This is a genomic window from Fibrobacter sp. (genome assembly GCF_045601785.1).
Classification (GTDB): domain Bacteria; phylum Fibrobacterota; class Fibrobacteria; order Fibrobacterales; family Fibrobacteraceae; genus Fibrobacter.
Window position 1 is genome coordinate 1 of the sequence record NZ_JAZSAF010000023.1, and the last position, 19,913, is coordinate 19,913.

A 19,913-nucleotide genomic window follows, 5' to 3' on the forward strand; every position below is an offset into this window, starting at 1 on the left:
CGTTACTCACCCGTTCGCCGCTATGCATTGCTGCACCGCTCGACTTGCATGTATAAGACACGCCACCAGCGTTCGTTCTGAGCCAGGATCAAACTCTTCATTAATCTTTTAAAGTCTTGGTCCCGTTAATCACGTTCGTATAATTGACTACTCCAAGAAATCTCTTGGACCCGTCACTAAGCACATCTCCGATTCCTTCAATCTTCCCGGCGGCCTCGCGGGCCTCCGTCGCGTTCGTCCGGGCTTGAACCCTTTCGTTCGCGGGTGAGGCCAATTATAGAACTTTATGCCGTGTCCGTCAAGGGGTTAAGGCAAAAAATTTTGTTTTTTTCCACTTTTTTCGCTAATGACTAGCTATAGTCTGCGTCAATCACTAGTTATCAACAATCTATAAACCAAAATTTTCCCTGAGCTACAATTCCACCGTCAATCCGGCGTGCATTTGCTCGACTCGGTCGCCCAGGACTTCGTGCAAGATTTCAAACGCGCGGTTTCCGGTGCAATGCCCCGTATAAATCTTCTGGACATCCAGTTCGCGCAAGCGCTCGGCAAAGACACGCACGACTTCATCTTTATAACGGAACAAGTGGAATCCGCCCAAAAGCGCATAGATTTTCTTGCCCGGGAATGTCGCCTCGATTTCTTTTACGATATTGTCTGCGCCACCGTGGCTGCAGCTGTTCATGACAAACAAGCCCTTGGGCGTATCGAACACGAGACTTTGTTCGTGATCAAAACTATCGTAGCGGAACTTGCCGTTTTCCTTGACCGAAAGATGTGCGCGCTCGCCAATGCTTTCGAGCCCAGGCATCTTGTGCGGCACCAGATACACATTCGGCGCAATCAGCGCATCACCTTCGGCAAAACGAATGCGGTCTGCGAAGCGCTTTAAAAAGCCCTTGTGAATTCCAATGTATTCGTGATAAGTAAACCGACCAAGCAATTTGTGCGCATGGTAGCAGTTTTCGCCAGCACCCTTGCGCAGATAAAACGGTGCAGTCTTGTTAAGCGCAAAGAACTTCGCCATACCATCGCTGTGGTCGAAATGCGCATGGCTCAAAACGCCCATGTCAATCTTTGAAAGATCCACTCCCATCACGCCTGCATTTTTGGCGAACAAGTGCGACGCCCCCGTATCGAGCAGGTAGCGCTTGCCCTCGAATTCCACATATACCGACAGGCCCCTCTCGCCAAAGAGCTTGCGGGAGCCACATGAGCTAGCAATGTTATCGATCAGAACTCGAATTTTCATATTGCAAAAGCCGGATTATTCACAGTCGAGGCAAGTCCATTCAATGACGCCATCGCAGCCGTCTTTAGTGCCGGAAAGGCGTTCGCAGGTATAGCTTTCGATGTCGATCAGGAACCCGAGTTCGCCCGCGTTCTTGGTGCAGCACCCGTCGCAATCGCTATCGGCGCACTTGTCACAGACAACGGCATCTATAGTGCGGTCATTCTGGCGGAGTCTAAAAGTCTTCAGCTTGTACTTGCCAAAATCCTTTTCGTGAATGGATATGATATTGTGTTCGCGCACCCATTCTTCGGTTTGCTGGTCAGACAGCGCTGCAAAATACCCGGACCATTCGCAACCATTGTACACCACGCATTCTTCGCTGCCCGGATCCGGCCACGATATGTACCAGGTAAGGTTCGCCTTGTTCCATACCGTGTCGGCAGTGGGTTCGACAGTTGAAGACTCCAAGGCAGAACTACTCGGTTCTACCGGATCGTTTGAAGTACTGGAAGTACCACCGCAAGCGGCCAACAAAGCAGCCGCCACGACACTTGAAAAAATATTAAGACTCTTCATATCCCCCAAAAAAAATTAAACATTGCCGAACAATTTCCCGTCACTGAAGGCGTTGCCTACACGGCGTTCCATCACATAGTAGCCATGGCCTGCAGAATCGTAGCAAACCGGCGCGAGCTTTTCAACTGAGAGCTTGCCGGATTCATCGAGTACGGAATCGTCGACAGACACATTCACGATTTCCCCGAGCAAAAGTTCCGAATCTTCGTTGTAGCTTACGAACTTGCATTCCAATGCGAGCGGAAGTTCCGCAATCAGCGGGGCATCCACATGAGCGCTCTTGACAGAGGTCAGGCCGGAATGGGCAAACTTGTCGGCCACCTTATTGCCCGACGTAATTCCCAAGTAATCGATTGCCTTGATGTTCTTTGCCGTCGCCATGCTCACGGTAAACGCCTTGCGGGCCAAAATATTCGGCATGGTCTTATGACTATGCGCCACGTAAATAGCCACCTGGTTTGTATCGCTAATGGAGCCCCATGCGGCCACCATGGCATTCGTGGAACCGTCTTCGTTGTAGGTTGCAATCACCAAGGTAGGTTGCGGATACAAGTAAGCTTTAACACCGAGATCTTTACGCATTGTTTACTCCTTTAATATTGCTAGACAATATACAAAAAGCAATTAATGAAAATCAACGACCTTCGCGCAGGCGGAACGCCACGCAGGCAATATCAACGACACGCGGGAGGCTCATTTCGCGGCTCATGCCCTGCGGCAGATTGCGGAAGCCCACGTTCTGGATTTTTTCGTAAAGTTTCCGGATGGTCGCAGCCACAGAATCACCGGCGGCAGAGGCATCGGACGATTCCGAATTGCTGGCGACGTTCTGCAGCAAGTTCAAAAGCAAGAATCCGGCACCAAGGCGTTGTTGCTTGTCGACAAGCGTGTTGAGGCGCGAAGTATCAGACACCAGAAACCCGATTTGCAACAAAGTATCGCCTGAGAGTTTTACCTTGACTTGGCGCTCGACCGCTGAGGTGGGGCGCACAGATTTTTGCAAAGGTTGCATGTAGGCTACAAACGGGCGCGCGCTTGAGGCCGCGGCTATGGATTGTTGCGATTTCGGCGACTTCGAAGACTTTGCACATTCGGCCTTGTAGTTTGCCATGACCACGATGTTGTCGGCAAGGTCGAGGTAGTCGCCACAGGCTCCCGCGACAAGAATGAAGTTCATGCCCGCGGAGGCAAGCTCGCGAATGCGGTCGGTCAAGGGAATCAACGGTTCGCGTTCGTCGCCCAGGAGCTTGCGCACGCGGACATCGCGGATCAAAAAATTCACCGCGGACGAATCTTCGTCAATCAGGAAAGTCGTCGCGCCCGCCTCCATGGCTTCGAGCAAGTTCGCGGCTTCGCTCGTGGAGCCCGACGCCGAAAGTGTCGTAAAATTCTTAGTGCTCACGCCGCCCGGCAAGTCGCGCACGAACATCGACAAGTCCGTTCCGCGCACGCAGCGGCCGTCTTCAACCCCGACTCGCAGAGCGGTCTCGTCCACAACGATTCCTTCGCGGCCGTCTCCAGGAACATGTGGGTAGACGGCGCGAATCAGCGCCTGAAGTAATGTGGACTTGCCGTGAAACGCGCCACCGGTAATCACCGTGATTCCCTTCGGGATTCCCATGCCGCGGATTTCGCGACCGCACGCGTTCAAAGTCACCGCCATCTGTTCGGGAGCGGCAAACGGGACAGCCCCTTCCAGCGGTAATTCACTCAAGCCTGATGCTCGTGGAAGGACCGCGCCATCGGGCACAAAGGCACATAATCCGCGGGAATCAAGCTGAGCAAGGATTTCCTTGCGTTCGGCAAGCACACGGTAATGCTCCTGTAGAGCCTTCTCGTCAGACTTGCTGTAATACACCCCGGCAGACACAAGGTCGGGCAGCACCATCGTCAAAATTTCGGCAGCGGCTTCGCTCTGAATCTTGCGACCGTCGCCCGGGAGCCTTACCTGCAGGCACGCCCTGAGTTCGCCATTGTCTATCCAGAGGCTGTTTCGCACCAGCATCTCGGGTCCAGCGACATCAAAAACGATTGCGGCATCCTTTTCCGGATACCTCTCCCTCACCAGAGCCGAAAGCTTGCGGTACACGAAATCGCTCAGCGCAAGCCTGTGTTCGAAATCGCCCCCCCATTCAGTCGCATACCCGAGCATCTGGAGTTTCGAGCGAATCAGCACACGGGACGCAGGCGCATACGGGTCCCCCTGCACATGCAAAAATTCAAGGACAAAGTCACCAAAATCCCAAGCCTTTTCAGCTAGGCTTTTGTAAAGTCCGTAGTTTTTTCCGTTCAGGGTACGAATTTTCTGATAAAGGGCTTTCATACAGGGGAAGATAGAAAAAAGGATTGAGGTCGCGACTTTGTCGCTCTGAGGTACGAGCGCGGCATTTCACGTCTTTGAGTATTTAATAATCGCGGCTAAGCCGCTTCTTTTTAAGGGAGCTTTAGCGAACAACCTCATTGCCAACACGCTTTTTCGCCTTATTTTCCCCAGGTATCTAAACTTTTGCACAAAAAAAATTTAAATTCCCTAAAAACTTTATATCTTTAGTACAAACAAATAGGAGAAATCCATGAAGAAACTTTACATCTTTGCGCTCTTGATCGCATTCCTCGTCACTTCCGCCGTCGCAGACGACGACCCACCTCCGCGCGGCAAGGCCGCAACCATCACCATCATCACCAATCCGCCTAACAGCGACGTGTTCCTCGGTGGTGAACCCTTGGGCAAGAGCCCGATTGAAAACGTGAGCGTCAAGTCTGGCCGCCAGACCCTCGTGGTGATCGACCAGGGTTACGAACTGGTGAACCAGCGCGTGAACATTTGGCCGGGCAACGACAAGCGCAATGTGTTCGACTTCGGCACCAAGATTCCTAAGGGCGCCATCAAGGTGACCACCATTCCGGGCAAGTGCCTCATCTACATCGACGGTGACAACGCCGACAAGACCGACGGTGCAGCTCTCACCATCAACAACCTCGATGCAGGCGACCACGTGGTTCGCGCCGAATGCTCCAACCGCAAGTCCGCTGAAGCCCTCGTCACCGTGAAGGGCGAAGAGACCGTCGAAATCACGCTCGACGCTTCGGGCAAGAAGAAGAAAAAGTAATTTCTCTCTCTGGTTTATACCACTTACCTCCGGCACGAGCCGGAGGCTTTTTTTTGTCCGCCTTGATTTTATTTATATTTCCACTACCGACATTAACGGAGTCTTTATGAAGCGCCTAGTTCTATTTGCCCTATCGGCATTTTTACTCTGCTCCTGTGCCAACAAGTCCATGACTCGCTACGAAACGCTCGCGCCCGTTCTCAAGAAAGAGGGATTCGAAGGAACGATTCAGAAAATCGAGAAGAAAAAGGACGACATCTACGGCAAGAACAGCGAATTCCTTTACCACTTCGATAAAGGCATGCTCTACCATTATACAGGAAACAACAAGGAAAGTATCAAGAGTTTCGAGAAGGCGGAACAGGTCTACGAAGACCTGTACACCAAGTCCGTAACAAACGAGGCTGCAGCCATCGTGACAAACGACAATATCCGTCCTTATAGGGCACGCCCCTTTGAAGTTTTGCTCATGTACCAGTACCAGATCCTGAACTACCTGGCCATCGGCGACCTGGACGGAGCCCTTGTCGAAGTCCGCAGGGCGCAGATTGCATCGGAAGCCCTTTACCAAAAAGACAACGAGAAAGTGAACGACAACGGCTGGCTACGCTACCTGAGCGCCATCGTCTACGAGATGGCCGGTGAAGAAGACGATGCGGCCATTGCCTACCTGAAGGCGGCCAAGGCCTTTGAAGAAGGTAACATCAGCATGCCCAAGGAAGCCTGGGAGTTCATCAACGAGAGCCTTACCAAGATGGACCGCGCCGACGACCTGAAGAACTTCAAGAGCGCCCCCCTCTCCCAGACGCCCAAGGCAACCGATGCCCGCGAAAAGGGCCAAGAAATCATCGTGATCGGCTATGCAGGACACAGCCCCATCCTGGGCGAGATGTACCTGTCGGGCACCTATGTGAGCGGCACTGCAATGAACCTCACCTATAAAGACGGCAAAACCGGGAAAGTCGGCTCATTTACCGTATTCGTCCCACCCGTTGCAGGTGCCGGAAGCAACACCTTCCACGTTGGTTTCGCCCTCCCCGAAAAGATGGAGCTCCCCCAGCGTACAAGTCTTTTCAGCGTGAACCTGGACGGAAAAATGCGCATTTCTCCTGAAAAGGTGGCAAACATCGATGCAGAACTCGAACAGAACATGAAGGACGAAAACACGACCACGATGGTCCGCACCGCAACCCGCGTCATCCTTCGCACCATTGCCGCCCAGAAGGCCAAATCGTCAACGAATACCGGCAACGGAATCCTGGACCTCGTGAAAAACATTGCCGTCGACGTGGGTCAGAGCCAGCTGGAACAGGCGGACCTACGCGTAGGCCTCTTTATGCCGAACTCAATCTATGTCACCCGCATCCCGGTAACCGAAGGCACCCACCAGCTGAACGTTTCTGCGCTTGGAGCCCACGGACAGATCGTCGGGGACTACAGGCTTGACAACATTAAAGTCAAAAAAGGGCAAAAAAAGATAGTCGTGATTCCCGCCATCGAGTGATTTTAAGTAATTTATGAAAATAATAGTATCCGCTTTTGAAATTTTTATGTAGTTTCAAAAGGCAAAACTTAAGGAGTCCTTATGAACATTAAAGCATTACTCGCCGCCGGAGCACTGCTTGCTACGCAGTCCTTCGCTATCGTGGGCATCGGTGCACACTACGCACCCGGTCTCGGGACCAAGATGGACGCGATGGACGCACCCGCACCCGTTGCCGACAATGTCAGCCTGCAGCACCAGGGCTTTGACGGCCTGATGCAAGGTTTCGGTTTCAAGCTGTGGGTGGACCTGCTCCCGATCATCGACATCGAAGCAACTCTCAACATCCAGTTCGGCTCCTACGACGCAGCCCTCTATGTCACCGACCCGGTTAACGGCTCCGTGACCGAGGTTCCCCTTGAAATTGAACTGGGCGGCACCCCGTTCGGCAAGGCAAACCCGAAGTTTGTCGCCATGACCGGTGACCTCTCCATCACCTACCCCATCACCTTCCTCCCGATTATCCGTCCCTACATCGGTGGCGGTCTTTCTTACCACTTGAACAGCTTTGTCCTGAACCAGAAGTTCGTCTCGGGCATCATTGACGGCACGACCCAGGAAATGATCCAGGTGCTCGCCCAGATTGACCCGACCGACCCGGCTTCCGTCCAGGCAGCCCAGGAAAAGACCCAGCAGCTCGGCGAAGTCATGAAGGAAAAGGTGCAGAAGGCAGCCATTGACGAAGGCCTCAACACCAGCATCGGCGGTCACATCCTGGTGGGTCTCCGCGCAAAGCTCCCCATCATCCCGATTGCAGCCTACACGAACTTCAAGTACTACATCGGTGGCGACTACCCGTCCGAAATCGATGCAGGCAATATGGCTCTCGAACTGGGTATCGGACTCGCTATTTAACACACTCCTAGGTAAAATCAATGACTGAAAATACAAGCAGCACCAAAATTCTTATTATCGAAGACGAAATTGCAATTGCGGAAGGACTGATCGACCTATGCAATCTGAATGGATACAACGTGAAGCACTGCGCCGATGGTGAAAGCGGCCTTGCAGAAGCACTCAGCCGCCAGTACAACCTGGTACTTCTGGACCTGATGCTCCCCGGCATGGACGGCTTCACTGTTTGCGACAAGATTCGCGAACAGGACAAGAGCCTGCCGATCATCATCCTCTCTGCAAAGAACGCCGACGACGATATCATCAATGGGCTCAAGTATGGCGCCGACGACTACATCCCGAAGCCGTTCTCCGTGCCGATGCTTTTGGCCCGTATCGATGCAGTGCTGCGCCGTAGCCGCCAGACGATGGAAAACGAAGGTAAGCTCGTGGCAGGCAGCCTGCGCGTGAACTTCCGCGAATACACCGGCACCCGCGGTACAGAAGAACTCGCCTTCACCCGCAAGGAAATCGAGATCCTTGAATACCTGTGGAAGAACCGCGACCACGCCGTTCCGCGCTCCGAACTCCTCCGCAAGGTCTGGGGTTACGAAAACGCCGACTCCGTGGACACCCGCACCGTTGACATCCACATTACCAAGCTCCGCAAGAAGATCGAAGACGACCCGTCCCACCCGAAGCTTCTGGTGACGTTCCGCGGCGAAGGATACCAGATGCGTTCCGCGCCCGATACTGACAAGTGAGCATAAAGACAATACTGAGTTATATTAAAAAGCATCAGGCGATCATCAAAGAGCGCCTGGTGTTTGTTTTAATCTTCTTGGTCATTGCCATTCCACTCACGATCTTGTTCATCAAGACCTACGAGCAGTCGTCCGCCCTCGAGGAAAAGAAGATCGAGGAGCGCATCGACGCCGCCTACGAAAGCCTGAGGCTCCGCCTGTCGTCGGACTTCAACCTGGAGAATAGCCGTTCCTACAAGGACTACGGCATTTTGAACTCCATCACGGTGATCGGCGGAAACAGCCGGCTTTTCTCTGAATTCTTCTCGTTCCCCGACTCGAGCGGCCCATACTGCGACTTCGACTCGCTGTACAGGCAGTGCCGCAAGGGTCTTGTCGGGCACTTCCAGATTTCGCACAGCGGAGAGCTCCTCACGCCCTTCTACCCCGACACGAGCACCGGCATCGGAAAGTCCATGTGGGACAACTTCTCGTTCGACGATCAGGAACAGCGCAAGAAGACACGAGACCTGATACAGCTCCTACTCAGGCAGCTCGATATCAAGAACGGGCTCCCGAAGCGGACGGTACAGACGGTGGACTCTACCGAAGCGATCGACCAGCTGTACGACGAGATTCCCGACCTGCAGATTCCGACACGCGTGGAGCTGACCTCCGAAGAGGAAGCTCTCACCTACATGGCGGAAACCGCAAAGAACGACACCTCGGTCACGCCGGACATTCCCATCTTCAACGGAAGCAACACTAACGTGAGCATCACGGACCTAAAGATCCGCATGACCTCCGACTACATCGTATTCTTCCGTACCATCTACATCGGCATGCTCCCCATTGTGCAGGGGTTCGTGGTCGACAAGGGAATCTACCTGAACTACATGACGCAGGAGGAGCAGATTGCCTACACCGAACTGCCCTACGCCATCGAGCTCACAAGCGACGACAAGGTATTGCTCGCCATCGGCAAGAACAACGCCACCTACACCATCAAGACGAGTCGTCCGCTCCCGCCGCCCTATGAAAAGATCCTCTTCAAGATGTACGCAAGCCCCGCCGCGAACTCGACCGGATTCACCGTGCTCCTGAGCGGAATCGTGATGCTGATTGTGATTGCCGTGTGCCTTGTCACCATCTACCGCTTTACGCAGAGCAAGGTGGCACTAGCCTCCAAGCGACAGGACTTCGTATCGGCCATTACGCACGAACTGAAGACTCCCCTTACCGCCATCAAGATGTACGCCGAACTGTTGCAGAACTCCTGGGTGGCAAACGAAGAGAAGAAACAGCGCTACTACGGACAAATTGCAAGCGAAGCGGACAGGCTTTCGCGCCTAATCCAGAATGTGCTCAACCTCTCAAAGCTCGACGGAAACCGTTGGAACGTGCAGCTCCGCAAGGAACGCCCCAAGGCCGTACTTGACGACTTTGTCGCCACTTACAGCAGAAACATCGAGAAGCAGGGATTCGAACTCACCGTCTCTACCGATACGGATGCAGACAACATAACAGTGCTGATTGACCGCGACGCCGTGATGCAGATTCTAATGAACCTGGTCGACAACTCGCTCAAGTTCTCCAAGAATGCAAGCTACAAGATGGTGAACATCGAACTGCGCGTGAACGGAGGCGACATGTACCTTGCCGTACGAGACTATGGTCCGGGCATTCCTGCAGCCGAGATGAAGAAGGTGTTCCAGGAATTCTACCGCGTCGAAAACGAAATGACGCGACAGACGAGCGGCACGGGCATAGGCCTTTCGATGGTGAAGAAGCTCTGTACGCTCTCTAACATGAAGATTGAAATCGAGAACGCAAATCCGGGACTTCGCACCAAGATACACTTCCCGCCGCTCGATATCTAGGCACGCTGCTAAAGCAGCTAACAGGGCATAAAAAAATCCGCTGGTTATATACCGGCGGATCTTTTAATTTTTGAGAGAGAAGCTACTTCTTTGCGGCAGGCTTCGCAGCCTTTGCGGCGGGCTTTGCTGTGGGCTTTGCAGCGGGCTTCTGAGCATCCGCCTTCTTGTCGGCAGGAGCCGCTTCGGTTGTCGCAGGCTGAGCAGCAGGTTCTACGGCGGGGGCGACGGCGGCGCTATCGATCGCGGGCACCTCGGCATAGACCTTCAGGAGTTCCACTTCGAACACGAGCATCGAATTGGCCGGAATGAGCGGCGGTACACCCGCCTCGCCATAAGCGAGAGCGCTCGGGATCCAGGCCTTCACCTTCATGCCTTCCTTCATTACCTGCAGCAGGTCCTGCCAGCCTTCAATCACGGCGTTCACCGGGAATTCAAGCGGTTCACCGCGCTTGACACTATTGTCGAACTCGGTACCGTCCAGAAGGGCGCCGACATAATGCACCTGCACCTTGTCGCCAAGCTTGGGGCTGATGCCTTCGGCATCCTTGAGCACCTTGTACTGTACGCCCTTCGGAGTCAGCTTGATCGTCGAATCCTTCGCATTTTCAGCAATGACGCGGTTCTGTTCGTCAAGAGCCTTGGCGGCCTTGGCCTTTTCCTCGTCTTCCTTTTTCTTCTGCATCTGCAAAAGAAGGTCCTGCAGCGCGGACTCCGAAGCGGAATCGCTCATCAGCACCTCGCGGGAGGAATCCACCTGGTCGCGGATGGCGCCCATCAGCACATCGACATTCAAGGGAACATTGATGTTGGCGACTGCCTTGCCGAGGTCCATACCCAGAGCGTAGCTGTAGCGTTCCGTGGGGTTGCTCAGATCGGGTGCGACAGGGGCTGCCGCAGCAGTCGTATCGGCAGCGGGGGCTGCAGCCGGGGCAGATTCCACAACAGGTTGCTGCTTGGACCCGCCACAGGCAACCAAAGCTCCACAAAGGGCAAAAGAGACCGGTAAAAGATGCATTTGCTTCATATAAATCCTTGATTTTGAGTGATTTATTGCACAGAGAAAGTTAGAAATATGGACAAAAGAACGCAGAGCGAACACTTTTTAGAACGCTTTTTTACTCTAGAATTTACAAAATAAGCCCCCAAAAAAGCGCTTTTTTTTCCAAAAATTTGCATTTATGGCGCAAAATCGCCATTTTCGTCCAGATTTGCATCGTGTGATGCGGAACACAGTTTGTAAACCCTGCTTTACAAAGCGGGTTGCACAAGGGAAGAAATGTTTCTAAATTTACATACAAGGATGAGAAAATAAGGAAAAAATATGAACTATCGCTTTGAAAATATCTTAAATTCAGCCTCCGCCAACAAGCAGGCTTTCGATAGCTCCATCGCGGGGGTACGCCGCAGCCTGCATGACTCGCTGCACGAGAACAATACGGCCTCTGCGACGGCTCCGGCCAAGACCGGCTGGCTCAAGGGCTCGCTCTCTTACCCGTGGGTAATCGTCTGCTCCCTGATTCCGTCACTCAAGGATCTGATGTAAGGCTTTCGGGATTCTCCCTTTACGCACGCAGCCCCGCTTTCCGCGGGGCTTTATTTTTTTCCGTTAGCCAAAATGTAATGACTATCCACTAAAACAATTCTATCTTTGCGGCAAACAACCGCGCATGACGCGCACCGGAGACACTTATGGCAGCACTCATCCTCGACGGCAAAGCACTTGCTAAGACCACGGAAGAAGAACTCAGCGCACGCGTAGCGCGTCTCAAGGAAAAGACGGGCAAGACCCCGATCCTTGCAACGATTCTCGTGGGCGACGATCCGGCATCCGCCACGTACGTGAAGATGAAGGGCAACGCCTGCGCTCGCGTGGGCATGGAAAGCATCCGCGTGGTACTCCCGAAGAACACCACCACCGAAGAGCTTCTCAACAAGATTCAGGAATTGAACGAGAACCACGACGTGCACGGCATTCTTTTGCAGCACCCGGTTCCGCGCCACATCGACGAACGCGCCGCTTTCGAAGCGATTGACGCCCGCAAGGACGTAGACGGAGTGACCTGCCTCGGCTTTGGCCGCATGGCAATGGGCGAACCCGCATACGGGTGCGCAACGCCCGCCGGCATTATGCGTCTCTTGAAGGCTTACAACATTCCGCTTGCAGGCAAGCATGCCGTGGTTGTAGGACGCAGCGCAATTCTTGGAAAGCCCATGGCCATGATGCTCTTGAATGCAGACTGCACCGTGACGATTTGCCACAGCAAGACCGAAAACCTCCCCGAATTCGTGAAGCAAGCGGACATCTTGGTAGGTGCGGTCGGCAAGCCGGAATTCATCAAGAAGGAATGGATCAAGCAGGGCGCCGTCGTGGTCGATGCAGGCTACCATCCGGGTGGCGTGGGCGATATCGAAAAGGGTCTCGAAGACGTGGCCAGCGCCTACACTCCGGTTCCGGGCGGCGTTGGCCCCATGACCATCAACACGCTCATCTACCAGAGCGTGGAAAGTGGCGAGAAGTACTTAGGATAATAGCGCCGCAGACGCTATCGTCTCGTGCGTTCAAGTTCGACAGCGTCGGTTTCGGCAGAATTGGGCGAAAGCATGTTCTTCATGGTCTGCCCCACAAATTCGGCACCAACGCCAATCAGCGTCCCGACAGTAGAATCGTTTGAAATTTTCTTGCTGTCCATTTCGACAGTCGCATCTTTTATGGCAGACTTTTCGTTTTCCTTGGGGTCCGCATAAACAACGGGCCCTTTCTTGTTGCCCAAATCAATGGAATCGGCAGCCGTAGGAACCTTCTTTTGCACCAACTGGGCGCAAGCGACGCCCGCAAGCATCAATAAGGCCAATCCAATAAATTTCATTTTTGCACCCTTCAGTGCAAAATATAGCAAGGGTCCCACCCACTGGCCAAGAAGGGTTCGATTTTTGCGCCCTAGAACTTGGTCAGGAATTCCTTGGCATCGCAACTGACGACAATATCGCCAAGGAGCGAGTGCAGCCTGTCAAGATCGGGGTGTCCCTCGCGTTCGAACACCACCACTTTCTTGAAGCGGGCACGGTGGCGGAGCAGAAATTCCAAATTGTTCATATCCGTTTTCGGGAAACCGTACCCGAGGAAATAAATTTCCTGAGCATTTTTCAGATAGTAGTCCGCCTTGCTCCACAACAAATTAAACAGGCTCCCGCGCAGGAAAGATTCCTTGGCATGCGCCATCGGAATATAGATCGGAGTGTCTTCGCGGTAAATCGGGAAACTACGGTCGCAAGGTTCCACCTGGCACACATTTTTCAAGTCCAGCGGATCTGACGCACCCTTGACCGGATACCAGTTCAGCGAGCCGTGCAGCTTGATCAAATCTACGGAATGTGTGCGCGGCGCACGGACAGCGCTGCGGTCCGCCGGATCGATGCGGACACCGTAATCGACCGCCACATCTGCACCCATTTTCGGATCGTCGGCAATGACATTTTCGATGAGCGTGTCGTAGTTGAAGCTGAGCAAGAGCGTATCGCGGAGCCCTTCGCCTGGGCAATTGACACAGCTTGCAAGAAACTTGCGGAGCACCGCCGCAGAAGATTCGTCAATGGCATGGTCATGGCGGATCGCGCCTGCAATAAAGCGCAACAGTTCAAACCGCAGGCTCGAATGGTATAGACTCTCGCGAACGCCCGGGAAAATCTGTGCCGACAGGATCGATGTCGAGAGAGTTTCGATATTCAGGTATTCCGCCTGGTTATTGCAAAGCTCCAGAAAACGCCTGCAGTAGTCGCGCAGATGCGGAAATTCGTCCGAGATTCCGAAGGGAATCAGCTCGTTCAGATCGCGAAGCGTAGGCATCTGCGGGCAAAACGACTTGCTGAAACCGGAACCGAACACGAAGATGCGGCGGTATGTACTCGATGCGATATCCATACCCTTAATGTATAATAATTTCAGCGGAAGTGCAACAAAAAACGCCTCGCGCCCAAAAGCGAGAGACGTCTCAATCAGGAAATATTCCTTACGGCTTATTCGGCGCGCAATCTCTTTGCAGCCGCCACGAGGTTCTTGAGGCTTGCCGTGGTTTCGGTTTCGCCGCGGGTTTTGAGGCCGCAATCAGGGTTCACCCACACGTTCTGCTGCGGGACCTTCGCAATAATCTTGTGGAGCGCATCCACAATTTCTTGTTCCGAGGGCACGCGCGGAGAGTGAATGTCGTACACACCTGGGCCCACCTGCGTTTCGAACTTGGCTTCGTTCAAGGCATCAAGCAGCTTGAGGTCAGAACGGCTTGCTTCGAAGGTGATTACGTCGGCATCCATGTTGTCGATATCGCGCACGATGTCGTTGAATTCGCTGTAGCACATGTGCGTGTGGATTTGCGTTTCGGGCTTGACCTTCGCGTGCACTAGGCGAAATGCCGGAATAGCCCAGTCGAGGTATTCCTTGTGCCAGTCGCTCTTGCGGAGCGGCAACTTTTCGCGGAGGGCGGCTTCGTCAATCTGGATAATGCGAATGCCGTTCTTTTCAAGGTCAAGGACTTCGTCGCGGATAGCAAAGCCGATTTCTTGCGCCTGCACCTTCAGCGAAACATCTTCACGCGGGAAAGACCAGTTGAGAATCGTCACCGGGCCCGTGAGCATGCCCTTCACCGGCTTCTTGGTGCAGCTCTGCGCAAAAACGGACCATTCGACGGTAATCGGAGCGCTACGGCTCACGTCGCCCCAAACTACAGGCGGCTTCACGCAACGGGTGCCGTAGCTCTGCACCCAGGCATTTTGCGTGAATACGAATCCGTCAATCTTCGAGCCGAAATATTCCACCATGTCGTTGCGTTCGAATTCGCCGTGCACAATCACGTCGAGACCGATTTCTTCTTGCAGCTTGATGCATTCGGCAATTTTTTTGCGGTTGAATTCCACATACTGTTCCTTGGAAATTTCACCCTTGCGGAATGCGGCGCGGTTCGCGCGGACTTCAGCGGTCTGCGGGAATGATCCGATTGTGGTCGTGGGGAACGCGGGCAGCTTGAATTCAGCCTTCTGCACTTCGCGGCGCTTGAGGCGGCTCGGCTTGCGTTCGAAATCAGCGGCGGTGAGGGCGGCAAGTTCTGCCTGCACCTTGGCGTTCGCCTGCACACGCGGAGTTGCAAACAAAGCCTTATTCTTTTCGAGAGCGGCAGCATCACCGCTTGCGATCTCGGCAAGTTCAACGAGCTTTTCTTCGGCGAAGGCGAAGTGACGGAGCGTCTCGGCGGGAAGTTTCTGTTCGGCAGCAACCATATACGGCACATGCAACAGCGAGCAAGAAGTTCCGACTACCACGTTTTCGGCACCGACAGCACTCACGATTTCAGCGAGCAAGGCATTCTTCTGTGCGAAATCGGCGCGCCAGATGTTCTTGCCGTTCACGATACCGGCGAGCAAGAGCGTGTTCTTCGGGAAACCGGACTTGACAAGTTCCAGCGATTTGAGACCTTCCACAAAATCAAGACCGATGGCATCGAAACCGAGGGCAACCACATCCTGGTACACATCGCGGATATCACCAAAGTAAGTCTGCAAGGCAATCTTGAGGCCTGCGGCACGCACCTTCTTGATAAGTTCCACATAAATAGATTTAAAAAGTTCCTTTTCTTCGGCGGTCACGTCGAATACCAAAGCGGGTTCGGCGAAGCTGATCCATTCGGCACCGGCAGCGGCGAGCAGATCGGCGACCTTCGCGTAAGCAGCGACTGCAGAGGCTACAAAATCCTTGGCCTTCTTTTGACCATTGTAGCGGGCCAAGCGGAGGAACGTGTAGGCGCCAATCAAAGTCGGCACGGTCTGAATTCCAGCAGCCTTCGCTTCGTTATATTCCTGCACCGGCTTGGAATCATTCACCTTGAATTCAGAAGCGTCATCAATTTCCGGGACAATGTAGTGGTAGTTTGTGTTGAACCACTTTTTCATGGGGAGGGCCTTCACGTCGCCCTTTTCACCTTGGTAGCCGTGAGCGGCTGCGAAATACTTTTCGAGTACGCTCAAGTCGAGGTTTTTATAACGTTCCGGAACGATGCCGAACAAGAATGCGGTATCGAGAACGTTATCATAGAACGAGAAATCGTTCGAGGGAATAAAGTCGATGCCGGCGGCCTTCTGCTTTGCCCAACCGTACTGACGGATTTCGGCGGCGACGTTCTGGAGCTCCACTTCGGAGATTTCGCCCTTGAAGAACTTTTCGCTTGCAAACTTGAGTTCACGGGCCTTACCAATGCGCGGGAAACCGATTACAGATGTTTTTTGATTGCTCATAGTGTTTAACCTACCTTTTTTGTTTGTTTTTCAATTACGCCGCCAAATATATCTCCTTTTTCATCATCGGTAAAATACTATTTTTTAGGCATTCACCATAGAATTTTCCTATGGTATAAACAAAAGAAAAGCTGATAACTGGCTATAAGAAAGGTCTATGACTTTACAACAACTTAAATACGCTATCGCCGTAGCCGACACACGCAACATTACCGAAGCATCCAAGCGGGTATTCATCTCGCAGCCGAGCCTTACGGCCGCCATCCACGAGCTCGAAGAAGAAATGGGCGTTACCATCTTCAACCGCTCCAATAAAGGCGTCACGATCACTAACGAGGGCGACGAATTTCTCTCTTACGCAAGGCAAGTCTTGGAACAAGCAACCCTCATGGAAGACCGCTACAAGGGTGGCAAAGGCGGCAACACCATCTTCTCCGTAAGCTGTCAGCATTACTCTTTTGCGGTCAACGCATTCGTCGATGTCATTCGAAAATTCGGCGGTCCGAGCTACGATTTTACGCTCCGGGAAACCCAAACTAACGAAATTATTGACGATATTGCGAAGCTAAAAAGCGAAATTGGCGTGCTTTATTTGAGCGACAAGAACGAAAAAGTCATCAAAAAACTTATTCAAAAGAACAATTTGATCTTTGAACCGCTCTTTGCAACCCCTCTGCATGTGTTTATGTCGTCTAAAAACCCACTTGCGCGAAAAGAAAAAATCACACTGGAGGACCTGAAGCCATACCCGTACCTGACTTACGAACAGGGCGACTTCAACTCGTTCTACTTCGCCGAAGAGCCGCTCACCGCCATCGATTTCGATTGTCCACGCAATATCAAGGTTCGCGACCGCGCGACACTTTTCAACTTGCTCATCGGCCTGAATGGCTACACCATTTGCTCGGGCGTCATCAGCCACAAGCTCAACGGTCGAAACATTATCGCGAGACACCTCGATGTTCACGACAAAATGACCATCGGTTACGTGATGCGAAAAGGCGTCTCGCCCTCGCGCTATGCCAAAGCCTACATCGCGGCACTCCTGCGACACTGCAAATAAATTACTTATCAATAATTGCCGAGGCAACGACTCCATCGCCCGCATAAAGCACCAAGACTTGGCCAGGGGCGGCAGCGAATTGCGGCGTTTCGAATTCTACGCGAATGCGGCCCTGTTCCAAGTCAAGAATCTTTGCGGGAGAGCCCTTGTGGCCCAGGCGAATGTGGGCATCTAGCGGCCCCTTGAGCAGCGGCGAATTCTCAGACACCATCAAGTTCAAGTCAATGGCAGAAACTTGTATACAAGATAACGCACTGCGGGGCCCGAGAACTACCTGATTCTTGGCAGCATCGATCGCCACCACGAAAAGCGGTTCCTTTTGCCCGCCAATGTTCAGGCCCTTGCGCTGACCCACCGTGTAATTCACGATGCCCTTGTGCTTACCCAGCACCTTGCCATTCACATCTACAAAATCGCCCGGCACCTGGTCCGATTCCTCGAACAGAACCGAGTAATCACCGCATTCAATGAAATCCTGGCTTTCGCGCTTGGTGGCAAAATCTTCCCAGCCGATTTCAGCGGCGAGAGCCTTTACATCTTGCTTGTGCATACCGCCCAGCGGGAAAAGCACTGTTGAAAGTTGCTCCGCCGAAAGCCTTGACAAAAAATAAGTCTGGTCTTTGCCTGTATCTAAGGCGCGATACAAAAAGGGTTCATTCTCGTTTTTGAAATCGAGGCGCGCATAATGCCCCGTAGCAAAATAATCGAATTCAATTCCCATTTTGCGGGCGGCCAAATGCAATGCGCCAAACTTGATGGACTGATTGCAACGCACGCACGGGTTCGGCGTACGACCAGCGCGGTATTCGGCGCGGAAATAATCCAGCACCTTTGTTTTGTATTCACCTGCGACGGGAACTACATAATGCGGGATTCCCAGGCGATCTGCCACCAGTTTCGCTTCTTCGATATTTTTGTCTTCGCTGGGGCCGTAGCAGCCTTCGCGGCCTTCTACCGCGGGCATATTCACCGAGCCATCCCACGTTGCCATGGTAAGCCCCACCACATCGTACCCCTGCTTTTGCAACAGGTACGCCGAAAGGGCTGAATCTACACCGCCTGAAAGTCCTACTGCCACACGCTTCATTATTTACCTTACGATTATTGCGACAAACCTTTCTCAAATTCTGCCAAGAATGCACGGCCCTGTTCCCATTCACCTAGATTCGAGTTGGAATTGATGTGTCCCAGCGCACCCGCGTTAAACAGCTTTGCGCCCCACGCCTCAGCAAAGAACTTCGTGCGCGCGAGCGTCATGTACGGGTCGTTTTCGCTACCCACAATGCAAACGGGTACCGGGAGTTTTTCGGTAGGCATCGGAGCAAAGTTCTTGATGATATCGACTGTGTCGGCATCGGCTGGGGCCACAAGGAAGGCCCCCTTGATATTTGCCGGAAGATTCCCTTGCTGCTTCGCACGCAAAAGCCAAAGAGCCGTTGTCACAACGCCCAAACTGTGTGAAACAAGAATCGTATCGTCCTTCAGCTGGCGGACAGCTTCGTCCAACGTTTGGATCCAGTCCTCTTTTTGCGGCTTATCCCAGCAATGCTGAAAAACGCGACTTGCGCTTGCCAGACTCTTGGTCCAAAAAGTTTGCCAATGGCTCGGGCCAGAATTATTTAAACCGGGAACAATCAAGTAGTGCATTCGAGAAGTCCTTTTATTTCCTACAAAAATAGTATAAAAATAAAAGCATCGCTTGACATTTTTTTCATTTTGCCTACTTAACCGCCGCAATCAGGCGTACAGAATCAAAAGCCTTCAGGTTTCCCGTCAGAAAGTAGCGTTGCTGAAGCGCGTTTTCGCCGAGAAATTCGTCGACCTTGAATCCGTAACGCTCTAGAACCTCGAAAACTTCGAGGTCTAAGTAACCCTCGGCCATGGTTTCGCCGCAGTCGGCAACGATTTTTCGCAATTCTTGAACGGAATTTGAATAGGCGTCTTTTTGCAGGTAATCAAATACAATCGAAATGCCGGTTGATGCAATCTCTGAAAACTGGCGCACCGTTTCTGCAAAAACAGGAAGCGGAAGGTAATATGAGACACCCAGAATGCTAATAACTGTCGGCTTTTTGCAGTCAAAGCCGTTTGCGACGAGTCTTTCGACAATACTGTCCTTGCTGAAGTCAATCGCCACAAAATGGACATTCTCCGAGACATTCCACTGGAGTTCCCGAATACGTTTTTTCTTGTAGCTTTGCGTCGGAAGCAAATCCAATTCAAAAACTTCGACATTCGGGTCTTTGTTGCGGAACGAGAATGTATCTACGCCAGCACCGCAAATCACATATTGAATCTTACCCGAGCGTGCAAGGAGTTTTACGCGGTCTTCCGCAAAGCGGCTTCGCGAAAGTACAATCGGGAGAAAGTATTTTTTGTTGAAATATTCGACCGAATTTTCCGATTCCTGCGGAAAGCGCTTTAGAATCAAGCGCGAAACATTTTCGTACTCCTCGCGACCCATCAGGTCGAATGCTAAAAAATCATTGAAAATCGTATGGTCCGATTGTAAAGAATGCCAGGCCCGTGCAAAGGCGCATAATTTCGCCGTCAAACTTTCCATTTTATTTTTCCTTTTTAAATTTTGGTTGAGGGCCTTAGCCCATAAGAAACGCCCGCGAAGGTTAACCTTACACGGGCGACAAAATGAA

Annotated in this window: 19 protein-coding genes and 1 rRNA gene; 8 read left to right on the plus strand and 12 right to left on the minus strand. The window is 52.6% G+C overall.

The genetic code is table 11. From position 1 onward, the window contains the following. From ACKI61_RS03620 to ACKI61_RS03640, 5 genes are all read right to left on the minus strand, one after another. Positions 1-104, minus strand: a 16S ribosomal RNA gene (locus ACKI61_RS03620); the annotation flags it as partial. Between the two features lie 308 nt (positions 105-412). Next, positions 413-1,252, minus strand: coding sequence for an MBL fold metallo-hydrolase (locus ACKI61_RS03625; protein ID WP_407456428.1), 840 nt, complete (start codon positions 1,250-1,252; stop codon positions 413-415). A 15-nt stretch (positions 1,253-1,267) separates the two neighbouring features. Further along, positions 1,268-1,810 (minus strand): hypothetical protein, encoded by a 543-nt coding sequence (locus tag ACKI61_RS03630; protein WP_407456429.1) that lies wholly within the window; start codon positions 1,808-1,810, stop codon positions 1,268-1,270. Positions 1,811-1,825: 15 nt separating this feature from the next. Further along, on the minus strand, positions 1,826-2,392 hold the full coding sequence (locus tag ACKI61_RS03635; RefSeq protein ID WP_407456430.1) for a flavin reductase family protein: 567 nt from the start codon (positions 2,390-2,392) through the stop codon (positions 1,826-1,828). 52 nt (positions 2,393-2,444) lie between these two features. Beyond that, a complete protein-coding gene (locus tag ACKI61_RS03640) occupies positions 2,445-4,133 on the minus strand; it encodes a P-loop domain-containing protein (protein WP_407456431.1) in 1,689 nt (562 codons plus the stop codon). Between the two features lie 250 nt (positions 4,134-4,383). On the opposite strand from ACKI61_RS03640, the gene ACKI61_RS03645 reads away from it, so the two are divergent. The 5 genes from ACKI61_RS03645 (at position 4,384) to ACKI61_RS03665 (ending at position 9,920) form a co-directional block, all read left to right on the plus strand. Beyond that, positions 4,384-4,920, plus strand: a complete 537-nt coding sequence (locus ACKI61_RS03645) for a PEGA domain-containing protein (RefSeq protein WP_407456432.1) — start codon at positions 4,384-4,386, stop codon at positions 4,918-4,920. Between the two features lie 106 nt (positions 4,921-5,026). Beyond that, complete coding sequence (locus ACKI61_RS03650) at positions 5,027-6,424, plus strand: hypothetical protein (protein WP_407456433.1); 1,398 nt, start codon at positions 5,027-5,029, stop codon at positions 6,422-6,424. An 81-nt stretch (positions 6,425-6,505) separates the two neighbouring features. Further along, entirely contained in the window at positions 6,506-7,318 is an 813-nt protein-coding gene (locus ACKI61_RS03655; RefSeq protein WP_407456434.1) for a hypothetical protein, read from the plus strand. Positions 7,319-7,338: 20 nt separating this feature from the next. Beyond that, a complete protein-coding gene (locus tag ACKI61_RS03660; protein WP_173567040.1) occupies positions 7,339-8,061 on the plus strand; it encodes a response regulator transcription factor in 723 nt (240 codons plus the stop codon). A 59-nt stretch (positions 8,062-8,120) separates the two neighbouring features. Continuing rightward, positions 8,121-9,920 carry a sensor histidine kinase gene (locus ACKI61_RS03665; protein WP_407456435.1) on the plus strand — a complete coding sequence of 600 codons (1,800 nt, stop codon included), beginning with the start codon at positions 8,121-8,123 and terminating at the stop codon, positions 9,918-9,920. 82 nt (positions 9,921-10,002) lie between these two features. On the opposite strand, the gene ACKI61_RS03670 is transcribed toward ACKI61_RS03665, so the two are convergent. After that, the gene (locus ACKI61_RS03670) at positions 10,003-10,944 is read right to left on the minus strand and encodes an FKBP-type peptidyl-prolyl cis-trans isomerase (RefSeq protein ID WP_407456436.1); all 942 of its coding nucleotides are present in this window, start codon (positions 10,942-10,944) and stop codon (positions 10,003-10,005) included. A 297-nt stretch (positions 10,945-11,241) separates the two neighbouring features. Here ACKI61_RS03670 and ACKI61_RS03675 point away from each other — a divergent pair, with 297 nt between their 5' ends. Both ACKI61_RS03675 and folD read left to right on the plus strand, forming a co-directional pair. Continuing rightward, positions 11,242-11,463 (plus strand): hypothetical protein, encoded by a 222-nt coding sequence (locus tag ACKI61_RS03675; protein WP_407456437.1) that lies wholly within the window; start codon positions 11,242-11,244, stop codon positions 11,461-11,463. A gap of 146 nt (positions 11,464-11,609) precedes the next feature. Further along, on the plus strand, positions 11,610-12,449 hold the full coding sequence (folD, locus tag ACKI61_RS03680) for a bifunctional methylenetetrahydrofolate dehydrogenase/methenyltetrahydrofolate cyclohydrolase FolD (protein ID WP_407456438.1): 840 nt from the start codon (positions 11,610-11,612) through the stop codon (positions 12,447-12,449). A 14-nt stretch (positions 12,450-12,463) separates the two neighbouring features. Here folD and ACKI61_RS03685 read toward each other — a convergent pair whose 3' ends face one another. The 3 genes from ACKI61_RS03685 to metE form a co-directional block, all read right to left on the minus strand. Then, positions 12,464-12,787 (minus strand): hypothetical protein, encoded by a 324-nt coding sequence (locus ACKI61_RS03685; RefSeq protein WP_407456439.1) that lies wholly within the window; start codon positions 12,785-12,787, stop codon positions 12,464-12,466. 71 nt (positions 12,788-12,858) lie between these two features. After that, positions 12,859-13,839: a hypothetical protein gene (locus ACKI61_RS03690; RefSeq protein WP_407456440.1), complete on the minus strand. Its 981-nt coding sequence runs from the start codon at positions 13,837-13,839 to the stop codon at positions 12,859-12,861. Between the two features lie 95 nt (positions 13,840-13,934). After that, positions 13,935-16,199 (minus strand): 5-methyltetrahydropteroyltriglutamate--homocysteine S-methyltransferase, encoded by a 2,265-nt coding sequence (gene metE / locus ACKI61_RS03695; protein ID WP_407456441.1) that lies wholly within the window; start codon positions 16,197-16,199, stop codon positions 13,935-13,937. Positions 16,200-16,356: 157 nt separating this feature from the next. On the opposite strand from metE, the gene ACKI61_RS03700 reads away from it, so the two are divergent. After that, entirely contained in the window at positions 16,357-17,262 is a 906-nt protein-coding gene (locus ACKI61_RS03700) for a LysR family transcriptional regulator (RefSeq protein WP_407456442.1), read from the plus strand. A 1-nt stretch (position 17,263) separates the two neighbouring features. Here ACKI61_RS03700 and mnmA read toward each other — a convergent pair whose 3' ends face one another. The 3 genes from mnmA to ACKI61_RS03715 all read right to left on the minus strand — a co-directional run bounded on the left by mnmA (position 17,264) and on the right by ACKI61_RS03715 (position 19,825). Then, complete coding sequence (mnmA, locus tag ACKI61_RS03705) at positions 17,264-18,349, minus strand: tRNA 2-thiouridine(34) synthase MnmA (protein ID WP_407456443.1); 1,086 nt, start codon at positions 18,347-18,349, stop codon at positions 17,264-17,266. A 14-nt stretch (positions 18,350-18,363) separates the two neighbouring features. After that, entirely contained in the window at positions 18,364-18,909 is a 546-nt protein-coding gene (locus ACKI61_RS03710; RefSeq protein ID WP_407456444.1) for an RBBP9/YdeN family alpha/beta hydrolase, read from the minus strand. A 73-nt stretch (positions 18,910-18,982) separates the two neighbouring features. Further along, on the minus strand, positions 18,983-19,825 hold the full coding sequence (locus ACKI61_RS03715) for a class I SAM-dependent methyltransferase (protein WP_407456445.1): 843 nt from the start codon (positions 19,823-19,825) through the stop codon (positions 18,983-18,985). Between the last annotated feature and the right edge of the window lie 88 nt (positions 19,826-19,913).

Bases quoted from the DNA above. Each gene is read 5' to 3' on its own strand.
- ACKI61_RS03625 (WP_407456428.1), bottom strand. From the start codon at position 1,252: ATGAAAATTCGAGTTCTGATCGATAACATTGCTAGCTCATGTGGCTCC.
- ACKI61_RS03630 (WP_407456429.1), bottom strand. From the start codon at position 1,810: ATGAAGAGTCTTAATATTTTTTCAAGTGTCGTGGCGGCTGCTTTGTTG.
- ACKI61_RS03635 (WP_407456430.1), bottom strand. From the start codon at position 2,392: ATGCGTAAAGATCTCGGTGTTAAAGCTTACTTGTATCCGCAACCTACC.
- ACKI61_RS03640 (WP_407456431.1), bottom strand. From the start codon at position 4,133: ATGAAAGCCCTTTATCAGAAAATTCGTACCCTGAACGGAAAAAACTAC.
- ACKI61_RS03645 (WP_407456432.1), top strand. From the start codon at position 4,384: ATGAAGAAACTTTACATCTTTGCGCTCTTGATCGCATTCCTCGTCACT.
- ACKI61_RS03650 (WP_407456433.1), top strand. From the start codon at position 5,027: ATGAAGCGCCTAGTTCTATTTGCCCTATCGGCATTTTTACTCTGCTCC.
- ACKI61_RS03655 (WP_407456434.1), top strand. From the start codon at position 6,506: ATGAACATTAAAGCATTACTCGCCGCCGGAGCACTGCTTGCTACGCAG.
- ACKI61_RS03660 (WP_173567040.1), top strand. From the start codon at position 7,339: ATGACTGAAAATACAAGCAGCACCAAAATTCTTATTATCGAAGACGAA.
- ACKI61_RS03670 (WP_407456436.1), bottom strand. From the start codon at position 10,944: ATGAAGCAAATGCATCTTTTACCGGTCTCTTTTGCCCTTTGTGGAGCT.
- ACKI61_RS03675 (WP_407456437.1), top strand. From the start codon at position 11,242: ATGAACTATCGCTTTGAAAATATCTTAAATTCAGCCTCCGCCAACAAG.
- folD (WP_407456438.1), top strand. From the start codon at position 11,610: ATGGCAGCACTCATCCTCGACGGCAAAGCACTTGCTAAGACCACGGAA.
- ACKI61_RS03685 (WP_407456439.1), bottom strand. From the start codon at position 12,787: ATGAAATTTATTGGATTGGCCTTATTGATGCTTGCGGGCGTCGCTTGC.
- ACKI61_RS03690 (WP_407456440.1), bottom strand. From the start codon at position 13,839: ATGGATATCGCATCGAGTACATACCGCCGCATCTTCGTGTTCGGTTCC.
- metE (WP_407456441.1), bottom strand. From the start codon at position 16,199: ATGAGCAATCAAAAAACATCTGTAATCGGTTTCCCGCGCATTGGTAAG.
- ACKI61_RS03700 (WP_407456442.1), top strand. From the start codon at position 16,357: ATGACTTTACAACAACTTAAATACGCTATCGCCGTAGCCGACACACGC.
- mnmA (WP_407456443.1), bottom strand. From the start codon at position 18,349: ATGAAGCGTGTGGCAGTAGGACTTTCAGGCGGTGTAGATTCAGCCCTT.
- ACKI61_RS03710 (WP_407456444.1), bottom strand. From the start codon at position 18,909: ATGCACTACTTGATTGTTCCCGGTTTAAATAATTCTGGCCCGAGCCAT.
- ACKI61_RS03715 (WP_407456445.1), bottom strand. From the start codon at position 19,825: ATGGAAAGTTTGACGGCGAAATTATGCGCCTTTGCACGGGCCTGGCAT.